Raw genomic sequence first — 15,154 nt, forward strand, 5'->3', positions numbered from 1 at the left:
GATAAGAAGAGAACCGGAATATCAAATTCCTAGAAAAGGATTAACGGTATGGAGATTATATGGACTTATTTATACTATTTTTCTATCAATAATTGCTGGAGTAGCTAGTTTTCTTACATATAAATTTGATGGGCCAACATTTATTTATTACATTGCAATTGTTTTTGTTGCCATCCCAGCCTTGGCATTAATTTGGCTATTTCCAAAAATTCGATGGGATCATTGGCGTTATGAAGTTAGGGAACATGAAATTGAAATTCAAAGTGGCTTATTTGTCGTAACGAGAACGTTGATTCCGATGGTTCGAGTACAACATGTGGATACATCACAAGGTCCCATATTAAAAAAATATGATTTAGCAAATATTTCGATTTCAACAGCAGCCACGACCCATGTAATTCCCATGTTAATAACAGAAGAAGCAGACCGTTTGCGAGCAAGAATTTCCGAGTTAGCGAGGGTGGCTGAAGATGATGTATAAAAAGTATAAACTCCATCCAGTTTCGGCTGTTATTAACTTTATAAAGGGATTAAAAGAATTAATTATTCCATTTTTAATTATTGCAGTTGCGAACGGTTTTAAAATTGAGAGTAATGACTTTTGGGAATATATCCCTTTATTAATTTTTTTATTGGTTCTAATATTTTATTTAATTTCCGGGTTTATTAGATGGTGGACTTTTGTTTATTGGTTTGAAGAAAATGAACTAAGAGTGGAATATGGACTATTTATCAAAAAGAAACGTTATATTCCTTTTGATCGCATCCAAAGTTTTAATTATAAAGAATCGATATTCCACCGTATTTTCGGTCTTGTTCAAGTTATGGTAGAAACAGCCGGAAGTACGGATGGTAAACCTGAAGTGGTGTTGACAGCTATAACGAGAGAAGAGGCTTCTCAGATTGAAAGAGAAACAAAGAAAGTAAACATAGAGCAAGCAAGTGAAAATGAATTCGAAGATAAAAACCAATTGGAAGCAGTTGAAGTTCAACAAGATCTTCATGAAATCATTTACAAAATTTCAGCAAAAGACTTATTTCTGCTTGCCACTACATCGAATAGTATAGGAGTGGTTATTGCAGGGGTAGCGGCTTTTATTTCTCAAGTTTCTGAATTTATACCTTACGAAAGGATTTTTGAAGAGCTATCAATATTTATACAATTTGGATTTATGATTGTGTTGATGACCATTTTCTTTACATTTTTAATGGCATGGATTGTATCAATCATCATTACATTTATTAATTACTATGATTTTACAGTTGTTCAAGAGAACGACCGAATTGTAATTACACGCGGTTTATTGGAAAAAAAGCGAATTACGATTCCAAAAAATCGAGTACAAGGAATTAAAATTGTCGAAAATCCTATAAGACAAATGGTTAAATATGCAACAGTCGTTGTAGAAAGCGCAAGCGGTGGTTTTGGAGAACACGATAAAAAAATCATGTTGTTTCCAATCATTTCGAATCAAAGAATGTTAGAACCGTTACGACAATTATTTCCACATTTTGATTTTGAAATGGAACCGGATTTTATTCGTCCACCAAAGAAGGCAAAACCTCATTTTTATAGGATTGATATTCTGTGGCTTCTTCCAATCATTGGATTATGTTCTTACTTCTTTTATCCATTAGGTTTATTTTCGATATTATTTGTACTTCCTGTTCTTATGCTTAGATTATGGCAGTATAAAACAAATGGCTTTATCATTACAGGTAACCAACTAACATTGCGTTATCGTGTGATTAGCCGAGTGACGTTTATTGCAGAAAAGAAACGGATTCAAGTTGTCCAGAGTAAACAAAATTATTTTCAAAAAAGAAAAAACATCGCTTCTATTCAAGCTACCGTTATGTCTGGTATTACAGGTGCAACTGCGAGAGTATCTCATTTAAATGAATCAGATGTAAATGAGTTACTTTCTTGGTTTGAAAAATCAAAGGAAATGAAAAAAGAGGATGCCTAATGCATCCTCTTTTTATATAAAAAATTTTTTATTGTCCAAATTAGTATTATTTCATGCGCCAACGTAATATATTTTTTGGTGAGAAGTAGGCAAGCCCTAACATGAATCCAGTAATTAATCCACCAACGTGGGCGTAAAAGTTCGTATTCGGTTGTAAAAATGTCATAATTAACCCGATGATAATAATTGGCATAATGATTTGTTTTAGTTGCGGCATTGTATTTCTAGTATAGTAGACAAGTGCTGCATAAGCTCCGAAAATACCATAAATTGAACCACTGGCTCCTACGCTGGCATAATCCAAATGTTGAAAAATGAAGGTAGCGACGTTACCAAACAGTCCTGATATTAGGTAAATCGTAAAGAAGCGAATTTTACCAGAAATTCTTTCCAATTCTGGCCCGAATAAAAATAAAGCAAACATGTTAAATAGAATGTGAAAGAATCCTGCATGAATAAAAGTAGCAGTGATTACTCGCCACCATTCGCCTTCAGCGATCAACCTATTCACGCTCATTCCTGAGTAAAAAATTTTATCGCCAATAATAGGAATCAGCGTTAATATGTACACGATTAAGTTCAACGCAATTATCGTTGAAACTACTGGATAGAACTTAATATATTGTCTAAAATTTTCTCTTCGAACAAACATAATAGTCACCTCAATTTATAAAATTATTATACATTGTATTTAGAGATTATTAAAAGGAGAACGCCAACATATGATAAAAGGAATAGGTTTAGATATCGTAGAGATTGATCGAATATATGAGTTAATGAATCGAACAGATAAGTTCCAGAGACGCATTTTATCAGAACGAGAATTGTCCGTTTTTAAAGAGCTTTCTGAAAAAAGAAAATGCGAATTTTTAGCAGGAAGATTTGCAGCAAAAGAAGCTTTCTCCAAAGCAAATGGAACGGGGATAAGGGAGGGATGTGAGTTTCACCAAATTGAAATCTTAAATGATGAACTTGGGAAGCCAATACTTTATTTTAATGGCCAAGCTGTAAATGGTTTTGTCAGCATTACACATTCGAGGGATTATGCTGCAGCACAAGTTATTATTTTGAATTCCTGATTATCAACATGAAATTGTGTTATTGTCCAAAAGTGATAGCATAAACTTCTACTGCCCCTCATATATTTGTCGTATCGAGTTAGAGTAGAAAGGATGGAGTTTTGAGACACAAAGTCATTATATTTTTCGTTTTGCTGTTAAGTGTCGTCGTGCTGAGTGCTTGCGGTAAAGATTCGAAGGAAGAAGTTTTGGAAAAGCTGCACGAAAAATGGGCAGAAGGCAAAGGATACGAACTCGATGCTACAATGGAAATTAAAACAGGAAACGAACCAAGAGTTTATGATGTTAATGTATGGCACACACAACCAGATTTTTATCGAGTTGAAGTTTCTCAAAAAGATGAAAATGTAACCCAAATGATTATTCGAAATAAAGAAGGAGTATTCGTAGTCACACCTTCATTGAAAAAAACGTACAAGTTCCAAAGTGAATGGCCAAAACAAAATAGCCAACCGTATCTAATTGGAGCGTTAGCTGAAGACTTGTTGGCTGATGAAAATGTTGTGATGGAGGAAACGGAAGATAGCTATATCTTTACTGCTGCAACGAGAAATAATCATAAGAGTATCATGCCTACTCAAAGAGTAACTGTAGATAAGAAAACATTGCTCCCAAAAAGTGTTTCTATATTAGACGAGTCTGAAGAAGAGCAAATGCTAATTACATTTAAAAAGATCGATTTAGGTGTGCAGCATAAAGAAAAAGAATATGCAGTTGAACAATTTACGAAAGATAATGAACCAAATGTAGCGACAGAAAAAGAAAGTACTGAATTCCAAACTCATTATCCTGTATTAACTTGGGGTAATACAACTTTAGTGGATGAAAAACGCATTGAAAACGATGGTGTAGAGCGTGTTATTCTCACATTTGAAGGTGATAAATCCTTCACATTAGTACAAGAACCGATTGAGCTAGGCGAATCTGCAACAATTCCTGTATTCCAACCAGGAGATCCACTAGATTTAGGATTTACAATTGGAGCTATTACAGACCATTCAATTAGTTGGGAAAAAGATGGTATTTCATTCTTCATTGCTTCCAATGATTTAACGAAGGAAGAATTGATTGAAGTTGCAGCGTCAGTTACAGCGGGTAGTTTGAAGTAATTTCATTGCTTTGTTGGACGGAGAGATTTACAATACAAACAAGAAAGCTTAAGATTTGAAGTTTAAAAAAAATAAAAGAGGGAATACTTAATATGCGTAACAATAAGCACTTCCGTCCAACAAAAGCAATTATTGATTTAAATGCAATAAAATACAATGTAAATGAATTAAAAAAACATATTCAACCCAATGTTCAAATTATTGCAGTCGTGAAAGCGAATGCTTATGGACATGGAGATATTGAAGTAGCGAAAGCGGCGTTGGAAGCTGGAGCAAGCATGCTCGCAGTAGCTACTCCTGACGAAGCTCTTCATGTTCGGAAACATATACCGACAGCCGAAATATTAGTGCTAGGATATTCACCAGCATCCTTTGCAGATTACGCAGCAGAAGAAAATATTACATTAACGGTATATTCTCCAAATTGGGTTGAAGAAGCAAAAAAAGTTTGCAACAAGTCACTGAAACTACATATTAAAGTAGATACTGGAATGAATCGTATTGGCGTAACAACAGTAAAAGAGTTGCGCTCCCTGTATGATGCAATTCAATCGGCAGAGCACTTTATACTTGATGGAATTTTTACTCATTTTGCAACAGCAGATGAAGAGGATGATTCTTACTTCCAAAAACAAGTTCATCGATTTGAACAATTTATAAAAGCATTACCTGAAAAACCGAGAATCGTTCATGTCGCGAATACTGCAACCACATTAGTAAAAGATGCACGTTTGCAGTATGATGCAGTACGTTTCGGTATTTCAATGTATGGATTAGCACCATCAAAATTTGTAAAATCGAAACATCCTTTTCCATTTAAACCTGCTTTTTCATTGGAAACGGAATTAGTAGCAATAAAACAAATCGGACCTGGGGAGTCTGTTGGTTATGGAGCTACATTTACTGTTAATGAACCAACTTATATCGGTACATTACCGATTGGTTATGCAGATGGATTAATTCGCAAATATAGCGGACAGGATGTATTGATTGATGGAAAACGAGTACCTATTGTCGGACGAATTTGTATGGATCAATGTATGATTGCTTTACCTACTGCATATAATATTGGTGAAAAAGTTGTTTTAATTGGAAAGCAAAAAAATGAAGAAATTACTATTGATGAGTGGGCTACTAAAGTAGATACAATTAACTACGAAGTTCCTTGCATCATCACTTCCAGAGTACCGAGAATTTATTACAAAAATGACTAAAATACGACAAAATCCTCAACAAAAACTGTAAAAACATCAGAATTTGTAACATCTTGTCTTTTCAACTCTATATTCAGATGATAGAATGAGATAGAGTGATGAGAAAAGGTACGGTTTTTGTGGAGGTGCTTGTTGTGTACGCAAAAAAAGTGAATGGTGCAAAGGAAGTAAAGGTGGCTCTTCCTCAGGAAATGGTAATGGAATTTTGCGGTGGAAATTTAGAATATTCGAATAATGAAACGTTTATTTATACGTTTAAGAGAAGAGAAGCTGCGTGCAAGCAACCAAATCAAATACGGGAAGCTTTGAGAAAAGGCTATGTAGAAATGGCTCAAATTAATTTGTCGATTTCATGTGAATGTCTACATGCCGAGTATGAAGCAGAACATACAGTGGAGCGTCTCGTAAGCGGGGGATGACATTATTGATTGTAAAACGTGGGGACGTTTTCTTTGCAGACTTGTCGCCTGTTGTAGGTTCTGAACAGGGCGGTACAAGGCCTGTGTTAATTATCCAAAATGATATTGGGAATCGATTTAGTCCTACTGTGATTATTGCTGCAATTACTGCGCAAATTCAAAAAGCAAAATTACCTACCCATGTCGAAATAGATGCGAAAAAATATGGATTCGAAAGGGACTCGGTAGTTTTGCTTGAACAATTGCGCACTATAGATAAGTCCAGATTAACCGACCGAATAACCCATCTGGACGATGAGCTGATGGAAAAAGTTGATATCGCTTTGGAAATAAGTTTAGGTTTAATAAAATTTTAATACATATTCGATGAGGCTAATAAAGCAAACGATGCTTTATTAGCTTTTTTTGTTTAAAAAAGAGGAGAATGCAAAGATGATTTAGAAAATAATATTAATTAGATAGAAATAATAATTCGATCGTTCTTATCAAAAATATCTAAATTTTCGAAAGTACCGTCATTGCGGCTATATTAATGTAATTGATGGAAGATTATTCAATACGTTATATTAAATATATAAAATACTATTTTTATCAATATCCTTATCAATATTTTTAACTACATATTGTTTTAATAGAATAAAGACCTAGTGATTAGGGAAAATCAATGGGGGTGTTAATAAATGAGAGATCACCCGACAGTAAATATAGTTACGGAATTAGATATAGTTGCTGCACGTCGATTAAGCCGCTATTTAGCCAAGGAAATTGGCTTTGGAGTTGTTGATCAAGCAAGAATTGCCACCGCTACAAGTGAATTAGCAAAAAATATTTATTTATATGCCACCATGGGGGAAATTATTGTCGAAAAATTAGAGAAAGATGGACGAAAAGGAATTGCTATTACAGCAATAGATAATGGTCCAGGTATTTCTGATCCTCGCAAAATCCTGGAAGATAATTATACAACATCCAATAGTCAAGGAGTCGGACTTCCAGGTGTAAAACGATTAATGGATTCTATCCAAATCAATTCTGAATTAGGTAAAGGAACTGTGATAAGGATTGAAAAGTGGTTGGAATAGGGAGTGTATGCCTCTTGAAAGAATTAAAAGTCCAATATCAAAAAGTTTTATCAGATTATTTATTAAATCAAAATGAAAGCAATCTATACATCGGTCAAAATTTAGTGCGCCAATTAATGAAGAGTAATGTTTCTCCTGAAGATTTAGTTAGTATTCATAAACAGTCGCTAGAATATATTGTTCCAGATCTTCCTGATTCTGTATTAAATTCTTTTGATTTTTTAATCGAAGTGATGGTTGACTTTGGATTGATGTTAAAGGAACATCAAAGTTTATTATTAAAGCAAGAAGAGATTCGAATTGAAATGGAAATAGCCGCAAAAATTCAGAATTTATTGCTTGAAACAAAAATTCCGAAACCAAACGGTCTTGATATTGGAATGGTTTCTGTGCCTGTTCGAAAAATGAATGGTGACTATGTTCACTTTATGCATGATGATGGGAAATATTTTAGTGTAGCTGTTACGGATGTAGTTGGCAAAGGTGTACCTGCAGCACTATGTATGTCGATGGTGAAATATGGTTTGGATACGTTAGAATATGCAAACAATAATCCTTCCTATGTTTTAGAAGTATTAAATCGCATTATTGAAAAGAGCGTTGATGACAGTATGTTCGTATCCATGTTTTACGGTCGATATGATTTAGAAAAGGATATATTTACTTTTGGTTCCGCGGGGCATGAACCTGCACTCTACTATAACTCCAAACAACAAACATTTACAGATTTAGATTCTAATGGATTATTATTAGGAGTATTGCCTGAGATGAAGTACTCTCAAACTGACATTCATCTATCAGAAAATGATTTTATTATTATGATTACTGATGGTGTAACTGAATTTAGAAAAATGGACAACTTTGACTCACGAACATATATTAAGGAATTAGCGAAATCGTTAAATCATTTAAGTGCGCAAGAAATGTGTGAGAAGATTTTTGAATACTTAAATAAATTGCAAGATTTTCTATTGGAAGATGATTTTACTATTGTTACAATTAAAAAATATTAGAAAGTAATATAATTATAGGTTTAATCATTGTATTTTGGGGGAAAGGTACTATAGTCAATTTGGAGGTGTCCTGGATGAATGTCAATGTACAATTTCGGGAAGAAGGGAATCGTATATATGGGGTAATAGAAGGAGAAATCGACACTTACACTGCTCCAATGTTAAGGGAGGAACTAGAGGTAATCACAATCAATAAAAGTTCGATTATTGAATTAGACCTATCAAAAGTTACCTATATGGATAGTACGGGATTGGGAGTTTTTGTTGCATTTTATAAAAAAGTATTAAAAGAAAATGCCGAATTAAAGTTAGTACGCCTATCTAGTCGCTTAGCTAGATTGTTTGAAATCACTGGGCTGAGTGAATTAATGGATATTGAAACTGATAAAAAGGTGGAACCAGCTAATGAGTGCTTTTGATTATGTAGAAATACGAATTCCTGCTAAGCCACAATATGTAAGTGTTATTCGGCTTTCGATATCTGGTTTAGCAACTCGAGTAGGCTTTTTTTATGATGAAATTGAAGATATGAAAATCGCAGTCAGTGAGGCGGTTACAAATGTAGTGCAACATGCCTATCATGGTTTGGATGAAGGAGAAATCGTCATCGGATGTGCATTGTACAATAATAAAATGGAAATTATGGTTTCAGATTATGGAAATGGATTTAATTTTGAAGAGATTAAGTCGAAAATTGGACCATATCGAGAAGACGAAAATATTAGAAGTTTACGAGAAGGTGGACTCGGACTTTATTTAATGGAAACTTTAATGGACGAGGTGAGAGTGAATAATGAAGGTGGAGTTACTGTTTTCATGACGAAATATGTCGCAAGAGAGCAGGTGAAAGAAAATGTCCACAAAATCCCAATCACTTAGGCAGGAAGAAGAAGTTGTTTCTGTCATTCTCCAATATCAACAAACAGGAGATGAAGAACTTCTGACAAGCATTGTGCTTCATTATGAGAATTTAGTTGAATCCATTGCTAAAAAATATTCCTATGGAAAATCGCTCTATGATGATGTGTTTCAAGTTGGGATGTTGGGATTGTTGGGTGCAATTAAACGTTATGATCCCTCTCTTGGCAAAAATTTTGAAGTTTTTGCTATTCCGACAATCATTGGCGAAATTAAACGTTTTTTGCGTGATAAAACTTGGGATGTTCATGTTCCACGCCGTATAAAAGAGTTAGGACCGAAGATAAAATCAGCCGTGGAATTGTTAACAGTGAAATTACAGCACTCTCCTACCATTCCAGAAATCGCGGATTACTTAGATGTTGAAGTGGAAGAAGTATTGGAAGCAATGGAAATCGGAAAAAATTATCAAGCGTTATCGATTGATCATTCGATTGAATCAGATACGGATGGAAGTACCGTTACTTTATTAGATATGCTAGGAAAAGAGGATGATCGTTTCGAGCTTACAAATAAAAGAATTGTATTTTCTGAAGTAATAGATATCTTATCAGAACGGGAAAAGCAAATTCTTCAGCTTACCTTTTTAGATCAATTAAGTCAAAAAGAAGCTGGTGAAATGTTAGGAATTTCTCAAATGCATGTTTCTCGTATACAGAGAAAAGCCATTGAAAAACTGAAGAGCGCTATTACGACTAATAGCAGTGTTTCAATTTAATAGAATAGAAAATGTGGACAAGCCTGCTCACTGGAGTGGGCTATTTTTATATAAGTGTTCTTACTTACTATTACAAATACATCAATTGGTCATTTAAATAAGTATAATGATAAAATAACTCTGTCTAAATAATTTTTTAGTCGATTGAATTGGAAAGGTTCTAAGGTAGAAAGGCAGTGGAAAAATGGACGAAAAGCAAATGCTTCAATTGATTGCAAACGACGCAGAAGTTAAACCATCCCAAGTGGAAGCGGTTATTAAATTATTAGAAGATGGGAATACAGTGCCATTCATCGCACGTTATCGTAAAGAAGCAACGGGTTCTCTTGATGAAGTGCAGATTAAATCGATTGAAGAACGCTATCATTATATACAACAACTAGAGCAAAGAAAAGAAGAGGTTCTTCGGCTAATCGATGAGCAAGGAAAATTGACAGAAGAATTAGCCGCTGAAATTCGAGCAGCAACGATTTTGCAACGAGTGGAAGATTTATATCGACCATATAAACAGAAACGTCGAACAAAAGCTACTGTTGCCAAAGAGCGAGGTTTAGAACCGTTAGCTGAAGAATTAATGAAATTTGGAAACGATCCAGTAGAGAAGTTAGCCAGCCCATTCATTAATGAAGAGAAAGAAGTATTCACGGTAGAAGATGCGATAAATGGTGCTAAAGATATTTTAGCTGAACGTTTTTCTGATGATGCAAAAATTCGTGATTTATTAAGAAAACTAACGTGGAGAGAAGGGCTCATTACTACTTCGGTAAAAGATGAGAATAAAGATGAAAAGAAAGTATTTGAAATGTATTATGAATACGAAGAACCTGTAAAATCTATTGTTCCTCACCGAACACTAGCCATCAACCGGGGCGAAAAAGAAGAAGTGCTAAAAGTATCCATCCATGTCCCATTAGAGAAGGCTCTTTTCATCATGGAAAAAGAATGGATTCCGTTCAAATCGAACTCACCTTCAATTACACCGGTGAAAGAAGCAATTGAAGATAGTTACAAACGCCTGATTCAACCTTCAATTGAAAGAGAAATTCGAAACGAATTAACTGAAAAGGCAGAAATTCAAGCAATTCATATTTTCTCAGAAAATTTAAGAAGCTTACTTTTACAACCGCCAATACGCGGCATTATGGTTCTTGGAATAGACCCTGCATATCGAACGGGTTGTAAATTAGCGGTTGTTGACGAAACCGGAAAAATGTTAGAAGTTTCAGCCATTTACCCACATCCGCCAGTTTCGAAAACAGAAGAATCGAAAGAGATAATCAAATCGTTATTGAATAAATATCCAATTGATATTATTGCAATTGGTAATGGTACGGCATCTAGAGAAACTGAACAATTTATTGCGGATGTTCTAAAAGAAGTGGAACGAAAGGTATCTTATGTCATCGTTAATGAAGCAGGAGCATCCGTATATTCTGCTTCTGAAATTGCTAGGGAAGAATTTCCTGACTTACAAGTAGAGCAACGAAGTGCTGTTTCAATCGCAAGACGCCTACAAGATCCATTATCAGAACTCGTAAAAATCGATCCTAAAGCAGTAGGTGTTGGTCAATATCAACATGATGTATCCCAAAAGAAATTAGCAGAATCGTTAACGTTTATTGTAGAGACGGCCGTGAACCAAGTAGGAGTTGACGTAAATACTGCATCAAGTTCGTTGTTGCAATATGTTTCAGGTCTTTCTAAATCTGTAGCAGAAAATATTGTAAAAATGAGAAGTGAAAATGGAAAATTTACATCACGCACTCAATTGAAAAAAGTGCCTCGACTGGGCGCCAAAACTTATGAACAAGCAATCGGATTCTTGCGGATACCAGATGCAGAAAATCCATTCGATGCAACGGGTATTCACCCAGAAAGCTATCCAATAGCGGAAAGAATACTTGAAATTTGTGGACTAACTCAACAAGATATTGGTACTGAAAAATGTGAAAAGACGCTAAGTGAAGTGAACTTGGTAGAACTAAGCGAGAAATTAGGTGTTGGTGAAATCACAATTAAAGATATTGTAGATAGTTTAATGAAGCCGATGAGGGACCCTCGCGATGAGTTCCCGCAACCGTTGTTAAAAACCGATGTTTTAAAAATGGAAGATTTACAAGTGGGAATGGAATTACAAGGCACTGTTCGAAATGTTGTAGACTTTGGAGCTTTTGTTGATATCGGGGTTAAACAAGATGGTCTTGTGCACATTTCAAAATTGAAAAAAGGAAGAGTGAAACATCCGCTTGATGTCGTTTCCTTAGGTGATATTGTAACGGTTTGGGTAGAAAAAGTAGAAATTGAAAAAGGTAGAATTTCTTTAACGATGATTCCACCGGAAAAAGAAAATGTTGCTAACGAAATGGAAAAGTGAAAACTTAATAATAGTTGTCATGTATTAAATGATAAATTATCAGTTCTATTATATTAGAAGTGCTAGGGGTGTCTAAACAACCAGACACCTCTTTTATTATTATGATAAACTTGTGTTGAAAAGGGATAAAATATTGTAATGAAGAACGGTGGGAAAATGACTGATCAAGAGTTACAACAACTAGTGGAACAATTGTCTTTAGAGTATTTCGGTCGACAGTTTATACATAAAGCTTATTTTAATCCTAGGTTAAGAACAACAGGAGGACGATACTTGCTTAAAAGTCACAATATTGAAATCAATAAAAAGTCATATGAGCTTTTTGGGATTAATGAATTACGGGGGATTATACTTCACGAACTTTGCCATTATCATTTACATATTCAAGGGAAAGGATATAAGCATCGCGATAAAGATTTTCGAGATTTATTAACTAAAGTTGGAGCACCTAGATATTGTTCTAGAATCGAAGAAAACATTAGAAAATATAATAAGATGATTCATTTATATGAATGCTTATCTTGTAAACAACAATATCCTAGAAAGCGAAGAATAGATGTTAGCAAATATCGTTGTGGTAAATGTTACGGCTTTTTAAAAAAATTAATGTACCCATGAAAAAATAGCTTTACATTATTAATAATTTATGTTAAATTATTAAAGTCGCTAAAATTACTTAGTTAGACCGTTGAATCCTCGAAAGCTACACATATTCATGAAAATAAAAATAATGAAAAAAAGTGTTGACTTTTCGGATGACCGTCTTTATAATAATAAAAGTCGGCAGGATGATTCTGCAAAATGATTATTCCGAAGTAGCTCAGTGGTAGAGCAACCGGCTGTTAACCGGTTGGTCGTAGGTTCGAATCCTACCTTCGGAGCCATGGCCCCTTGGTCAAGTGGTTAAGACACCGCCCTTTCACGGCGGTAACACGGGTTCGAATCCCGTAGGGGTCATTATAATTAGGTCCCGTGGTGTAGCGGTTAACATGCCTGCCTGTCACGCAGGAGATCGCCGGTTCGATCCCGGTCGGGACCGCCATTATTGGGGTATAGCCAAGTGGTAAGGCAACGGATTTTGATTCCGTCATGCCCAGGTTCGAATCCTGGTACCCCAGCCATTCCATTATGAGCCATTAGCTCAGTGGTAGAGCATCTGACTTTTAATCAGAGGGTCGAAGGTTCGAGTCCTTCATGGCTCACTTCTTTTATTAAAAACGCTTGACAAATTAAATCGAAAGTGTATAATTGATAAAGCCACCGATAAATGCGGTCGTGGCGGAATGGCAGACGCGCTAGGTTGAGGGCCTAGTGGGGGCAACCCCGTGGAGGTTCAAGTCCTCTCGGCCGCACCAAGTGCTAATGCGAGATCTATAACAATTCTTAATAATAATGCGGGTGTAGTTTAATGGTAAAACCTCAGCCTTCCAAGCTGATGTCGTGGGTTCGATTCCCATCACCCGCTCCATTTTTATGTATTAAATAATAAGAATGAACCTTGAAAACTGAACAACAAAACGTTAATGCAATAAATTATCTAGTTGTTAACCCTCGTTAACAATCTAGATTCGGACATTAAATTTTGAGCAAATCAAATTTTCTTTTATGGAGAGTTTGATCCTGGCTCAGGACGAACGCTGGCGGCGTGCCTAATACATGCAAGTCGAGCGAACCAATTGAAAGCCTAGCTTTCATGAGGTTAGCGGCGGACGGGTGAGTAACACGTGGGTAACCTGCCCTATAGACTGGGATAACTCGCGGAAACGCGTGCTAATACCGGATAACACATCAAAGTGCATGCTTTGATGTTGAAAGATGGTTCTGCTATCACTATAGGATGGGCCCGCGGCGCATTAGCTTGTTGGTGGGGTAACGGCCTACCAAGGCGACGATGCGTAGCCGACCTGAGAGGGTGATCGGCCACACTGGGACTGAGACACGGCCCAGACTCCTACGGGAGGCAGCAGTAGGGAATCTTCCACAATGGGCGAAAGCCTGATGGAGCAACGCCGCGTGAGCGAAGAAGGTCTTCGGATCGTAAAGCTCTGTTGTAAGGGAAGAACAAGTGCAGTAGTAACTGGCTGCACCTTGACGGTACCTTACTAGAAAGCCACGGCTAACTACGTGCCAGCAGCCGCGGTAATACGTAGGTGGCAAGCGTTGTCCGGAATTATTGGGCGTAAAGCGCGCGCAGGCGGTCTCTTAAGTCTGATGTGAAAGCCCCCGGCTTAACCGGGGAGGGTCATTGGAAACTGGGAGACTTGAGTGCAGGAGAGGGAAGCGGAATTCCATGTGTAGCGGTGAAATGCGTAGAGATATGGAGGAACACCAGTGGCGAAGGCGGCTTCCTGGCCTGTAACTGACGCTGAGGCGCGAAAGCGTGGGGAGCAAACAGGATTAGATACCCTGGTAGTCCACGCCGTAAACGATGAGTGCTAAGTGTTAGGGGGTTTCCACCCCTTAGTGCTGCAGCTAACGCATTAAGCACTCCGCCTGGGGAGTACGGTCGCAAGACTGAAACTCAAAGGAATTGACGGGGGCCCGCACAAGCGGTGGAGCATGTGGTTTAATTCGAAGCAACGCGAAGAACCTTACCAGGTCTTGACATCCCGCTGACCGCTATGGAGACATAGCCTTCCCTTCGGGGACAGCGGTGACAGGTGGTGCATGGTTGTCGTCAGCTCGTGTCGTGAGATGTTGGGTTAAGTCCCGCAACGAGCGCAACCCTTGTCCTTAGTTGCCATCATTCAGTTGGGCACTCTAAGGAGACTGCCGTACAAATACGGAGGAAGGTGGGGATGACGTCAAATCATCATGCCCCTTATGACCTGGGCTACACACGTGCTACAATGGACGGTACAAACGGTCGCGAAGTCGCGAGACGGAGCCAATCCGAAAAAACCGTTCTCAGTTCGGATTGCAGGCTGCAACTCGCCTGCATGAAGCCGGAATCGCTAGTAATCGCGGATCAGCATGCCGCGGTGAATACGTTCCCGGGCCTTGTACACACCGCCCGTCACACCACGAGAGTCTGTAACACCCGAAGTCGGTGAGGTAACCCTTTCGGGAGCCAGCCGCCGAAGGTGGGACAGATGATTGGGGTGAAGTCGTAACAAGGTAGCCGTATCGGAAGGTGCGGCTGGATCACCTCCTTTCTAAGGATATTTACGGAAGCATTAGCGTTTTGTGTTCAGTTTTGAAGGTTTATGACCTTCAAAGTTATAGTGTTGTTCTTTGAAAACTGGATAAACGACATTG

The 15,154-nt window shown here is 37.2% G+C and carries 15 protein-coding genes, 7 tRNA genes and 1 rRNA gene; 22 read left to right on the forward strand and 1 reads right to left on the reverse strand.

Features of this window, described 5'->3' with window-relative positions:
- The first annotated feature begins 1 nt into the window (after nt 1).
- Entirely contained in the window at nt 2–481 is a 480-nt protein-coding gene (locus tag NSQ18_RS08835) for a PH domain-containing protein (RefSeq protein ID WP_026019076.1), read from the forward strand.
- Nucleotides 471–1,970 carry a PH domain-containing protein gene (locus tag NSQ18_RS08840; RefSeq protein ID WP_016838312.1) on the forward strand — a complete coding sequence of 500 codons (1,500 nt, stop codon included), beginning with the start codon at nt 471–473 and terminating at the stop codon, nt 1,968–1,970. The genes NSQ18_RS08835 and NSQ18_RS08840 overlap by 11 nt, the downstream gene beginning before the upstream one ends.
- A gap of 46 nt (nt 1,971–2,016) precedes the next feature.
- On the opposite strand, the gene NSQ18_RS08845 is transcribed toward NSQ18_RS08840, so the two are convergent.
- Nucleotides 2,017–2,622, reverse strand: coding sequence for a rhomboid family intramembrane serine protease (locus tag NSQ18_RS08845; protein ID WP_016838311.1), 606 nt, complete (start codon nt 2,620–2,622; stop codon nt 2,017–2,019).
- Between the two features lie 70 nt (nt 2,623–2,692).
- Here NSQ18_RS08845 and acpS point away from each other — a divergent pair, with 70 nt between their 5' ends.
- The 20 genes from acpS (at nt 2,693) to NSQ18_RS08945 (ending at nt 15,051) form a co-directional block, all read left to right on the forward strand.
- Nucleotides 2,693–3,049 (forward strand): holo-ACP synthase, encoded by a 357-nt coding sequence (gene acpS / locus NSQ18_RS08850; protein WP_016838310.1) that lies wholly within the window; start codon nt 2,693–2,695, stop codon nt 3,047–3,049.
- Between the two features lie 101 nt (nt 3,050–3,150).
- A complete protein-coding gene (locus NSQ18_RS08855; RefSeq protein ID WP_016838309.1) occupies nt 3,151–4,158 on the forward strand; it encodes an outer membrane lipoprotein carrier protein LolA in 1,008 nt (335 codons plus the stop codon).
- A 92-nt stretch (nt 4,159–4,250) separates the two neighbouring features.
- Nucleotides 4,251–5,372, forward strand: a complete 1,122-nt coding sequence (gene alr / locus NSQ18_RS08860) for an alanine racemase (protein WP_016838308.1) — start codon at nt 4,251–4,253, stop codon at nt 5,370–5,372.
- A 134-nt stretch (nt 5,373–5,506) separates the two neighbouring features.
- Nucleotides 5,507–5,791, forward strand: coding sequence for a hypothetical protein (locus NSQ18_RS08865; protein WP_026019075.1), 285 nt, complete (start codon nt 5,507–5,509; stop codon nt 5,789–5,791).
- A 5-nt stretch (nt 5,792–5,796) separates the two neighbouring features.
- Complete coding sequence (locus NSQ18_RS08870) at nt 5,797–6,147, forward strand: type II toxin-antitoxin system PemK/MazF family toxin (RefSeq protein WP_026019074.1); 351 nt, start codon at nt 5,797–5,799, stop codon at nt 6,145–6,147.
- A 324-nt stretch (nt 6,148–6,471) separates the two neighbouring features.
- Nucleotides 6,472–6,873: an anti-sigma regulatory factor gene (locus NSQ18_RS08875; RefSeq protein ID WP_016838305.1), complete on the forward strand. Its 402-nt coding sequence runs from the start codon at nt 6,472–6,474 to the stop codon at nt 6,871–6,873.
- 14 nt (nt 6,874–6,887) lie between these two features.
- Nucleotides 6,888–7,886 (forward strand): PP2C family protein-serine/threonine phosphatase, encoded by a 999-nt coding sequence (locus NSQ18_RS08880; protein ID WP_016838304.1) that lies wholly within the window; start codon nt 6,888–6,890, stop codon nt 7,884–7,886.
- A 74-nt stretch (nt 7,887–7,960) separates the two neighbouring features.
- A complete protein-coding gene (locus NSQ18_RS08885; RefSeq protein ID WP_339287746.1) occupies nt 7,961–8,305 on the forward strand; it encodes an STAS domain-containing protein in 345 nt (114 codons plus the stop codon).
- A complete protein-coding gene (rsbW, locus tag NSQ18_RS08890; protein ID WP_016838302.1) occupies nt 8,292–8,765 on the forward strand; it encodes an anti-sigma B factor RsbW in 474 nt (157 codons plus the stop codon). Before NSQ18_RS08885 ends, rsbW begins: the two co-directional genes overlap by 14 nt.
- Complete coding sequence (sigB, locus tag NSQ18_RS08895) at nt 8,740–9,522, forward strand: RNA polymerase sigma factor SigB (RefSeq protein ID WP_016838301.1); 783 nt, start codon at nt 8,740–8,742, stop codon at nt 9,520–9,522. Before rsbW ends, sigB begins: the two co-directional genes overlap by 26 nt.
- 184 nt (nt 9,523–9,706) lie before the next feature.
- Nucleotides 9,707–11,896, forward strand: a complete 2,190-nt coding sequence (locus NSQ18_RS08900) for a Tex family protein (RefSeq protein WP_339287748.1) — start codon at nt 9,707–9,709, stop codon at nt 11,894–11,896.
- A 156-nt stretch (nt 11,897–12,052) separates the two neighbouring features.
- A complete protein-coding gene (locus NSQ18_RS08905) occupies nt 12,053–12,514 on the forward strand; it encodes a SprT family protein (RefSeq protein WP_168412642.1) in 462 nt (153 codons plus the stop codon).
- Between the two features lie 191 nt (nt 12,515–12,705).
- Nucleotides 12,706–12,780, forward strand: a tRNA-Asn gene (locus NSQ18_RS08910).
- 1 nt (nt 12,781) lies between these two features.
- Nucleotides 12,782–12,853 (forward strand) — tRNA-Glu (locus tag NSQ18_RS08915).
- 9 nt (nt 12,854–12,862) lie between these two features.
- Nucleotides 12,863–12,938, forward strand: a tRNA-Asp gene (locus NSQ18_RS08920).
- A 4-nt stretch (nt 12,939–12,942) separates the two neighbouring features.
- Nucleotides 12,943–13,017 (forward strand) — tRNA-Gln (locus NSQ18_RS08925).
- 9 nt (nt 13,018–13,026) lie between these two features.
- Nucleotides 13,027–13,098, forward strand: a tRNA-Lys gene (locus tag NSQ18_RS08930).
- 67 nt (nt 13,099–13,165) lie between these two features.
- Nucleotides 13,166–13,251 (forward strand) — tRNA-Leu (locus NSQ18_RS08935).
- 39 nt (nt 13,252–13,290) lie between these two features.
- Nucleotides 13,291–13,364, forward strand: a tRNA-Gly gene (locus tag NSQ18_RS08940).
- A 134-nt stretch (nt 13,365–13,498) separates the two neighbouring features.
- Nucleotides 13,499–15,051, forward strand: a 16S ribosomal RNA gene (locus tag NSQ18_RS08945).
- Nucleotides 15,052–15,154 lie beyond the last annotated feature (103 nt).

This window comes from Ureibacillus sp. FSL K6-0786, from assembly GCF_037965165.1.
In the GTDB taxonomy this organism is placed as follows: Bacteria; Bacillota; Bacilli; order Bacillales_A; family Planococcaceae; genus Ureibacillus; species Ureibacillus thermosphaericus.

Coding starts and splice junctions, on each gene's coding strand:
- NSQ18_RS08840 (WP_016838312.1), top strand. CDS start 471: ATGATGTATAAAAAGTATAAACTCCATCCAGTTTCGGCTGTTATTAAC.
- NSQ18_RS08845 (WP_016838311.1), bottom strand. CDS start 2,622: ATGTTTGTTCGAAGAGAAAATTTTAGACAATATATTAAGTTCTATCCA.
- acpS (WP_016838310.1), top strand. CDS start 2,693: ATGATAAAAGGAATAGGTTTAGATATCGTAGAGATTGATCGAATATAT.
- alr (WP_016838308.1), top strand. CDS start 4,251: ATGCGTAACAATAAGCACTTCCGTCCAACAAAAGCAATTATTGATTTA.
- NSQ18_RS08875 (WP_016838305.1), top strand. CDS start 6,472: ATGAGAGATCACCCGACAGTAAATATAGTTACGGAATTAGATATAGTT.
- NSQ18_RS08885 (WP_339287746.1), top strand. CDS start 7,961: ATGAATGTCAATGTACAATTTCGGGAAGAAGGGAATCGTATATATGGG.
- rsbW (WP_016838302.1), top strand. CDS start 8,292: ATGAGTGCTTTTGATTATGTAGAAATACGAATTCCTGCTAAGCCACAA.
- sigB (WP_016838301.1), top strand. CDS start 8,740: ATGTCCACAAAATCCCAATCACTTAGGCAGGAAGAAGAAGTTGTTTCT.
- NSQ18_RS08900 (WP_339287748.1), top strand. CDS start 9,707: ATGGACGAAAAGCAAATGCTTCAATTGATTGCAAACGACGCAGAAGTT.
- NSQ18_RS08905 (WP_168412642.1), top strand. CDS start 12,053: ATGACTGATCAAGAGTTACAACAACTAGTGGAACAATTGTCTTTAGAG.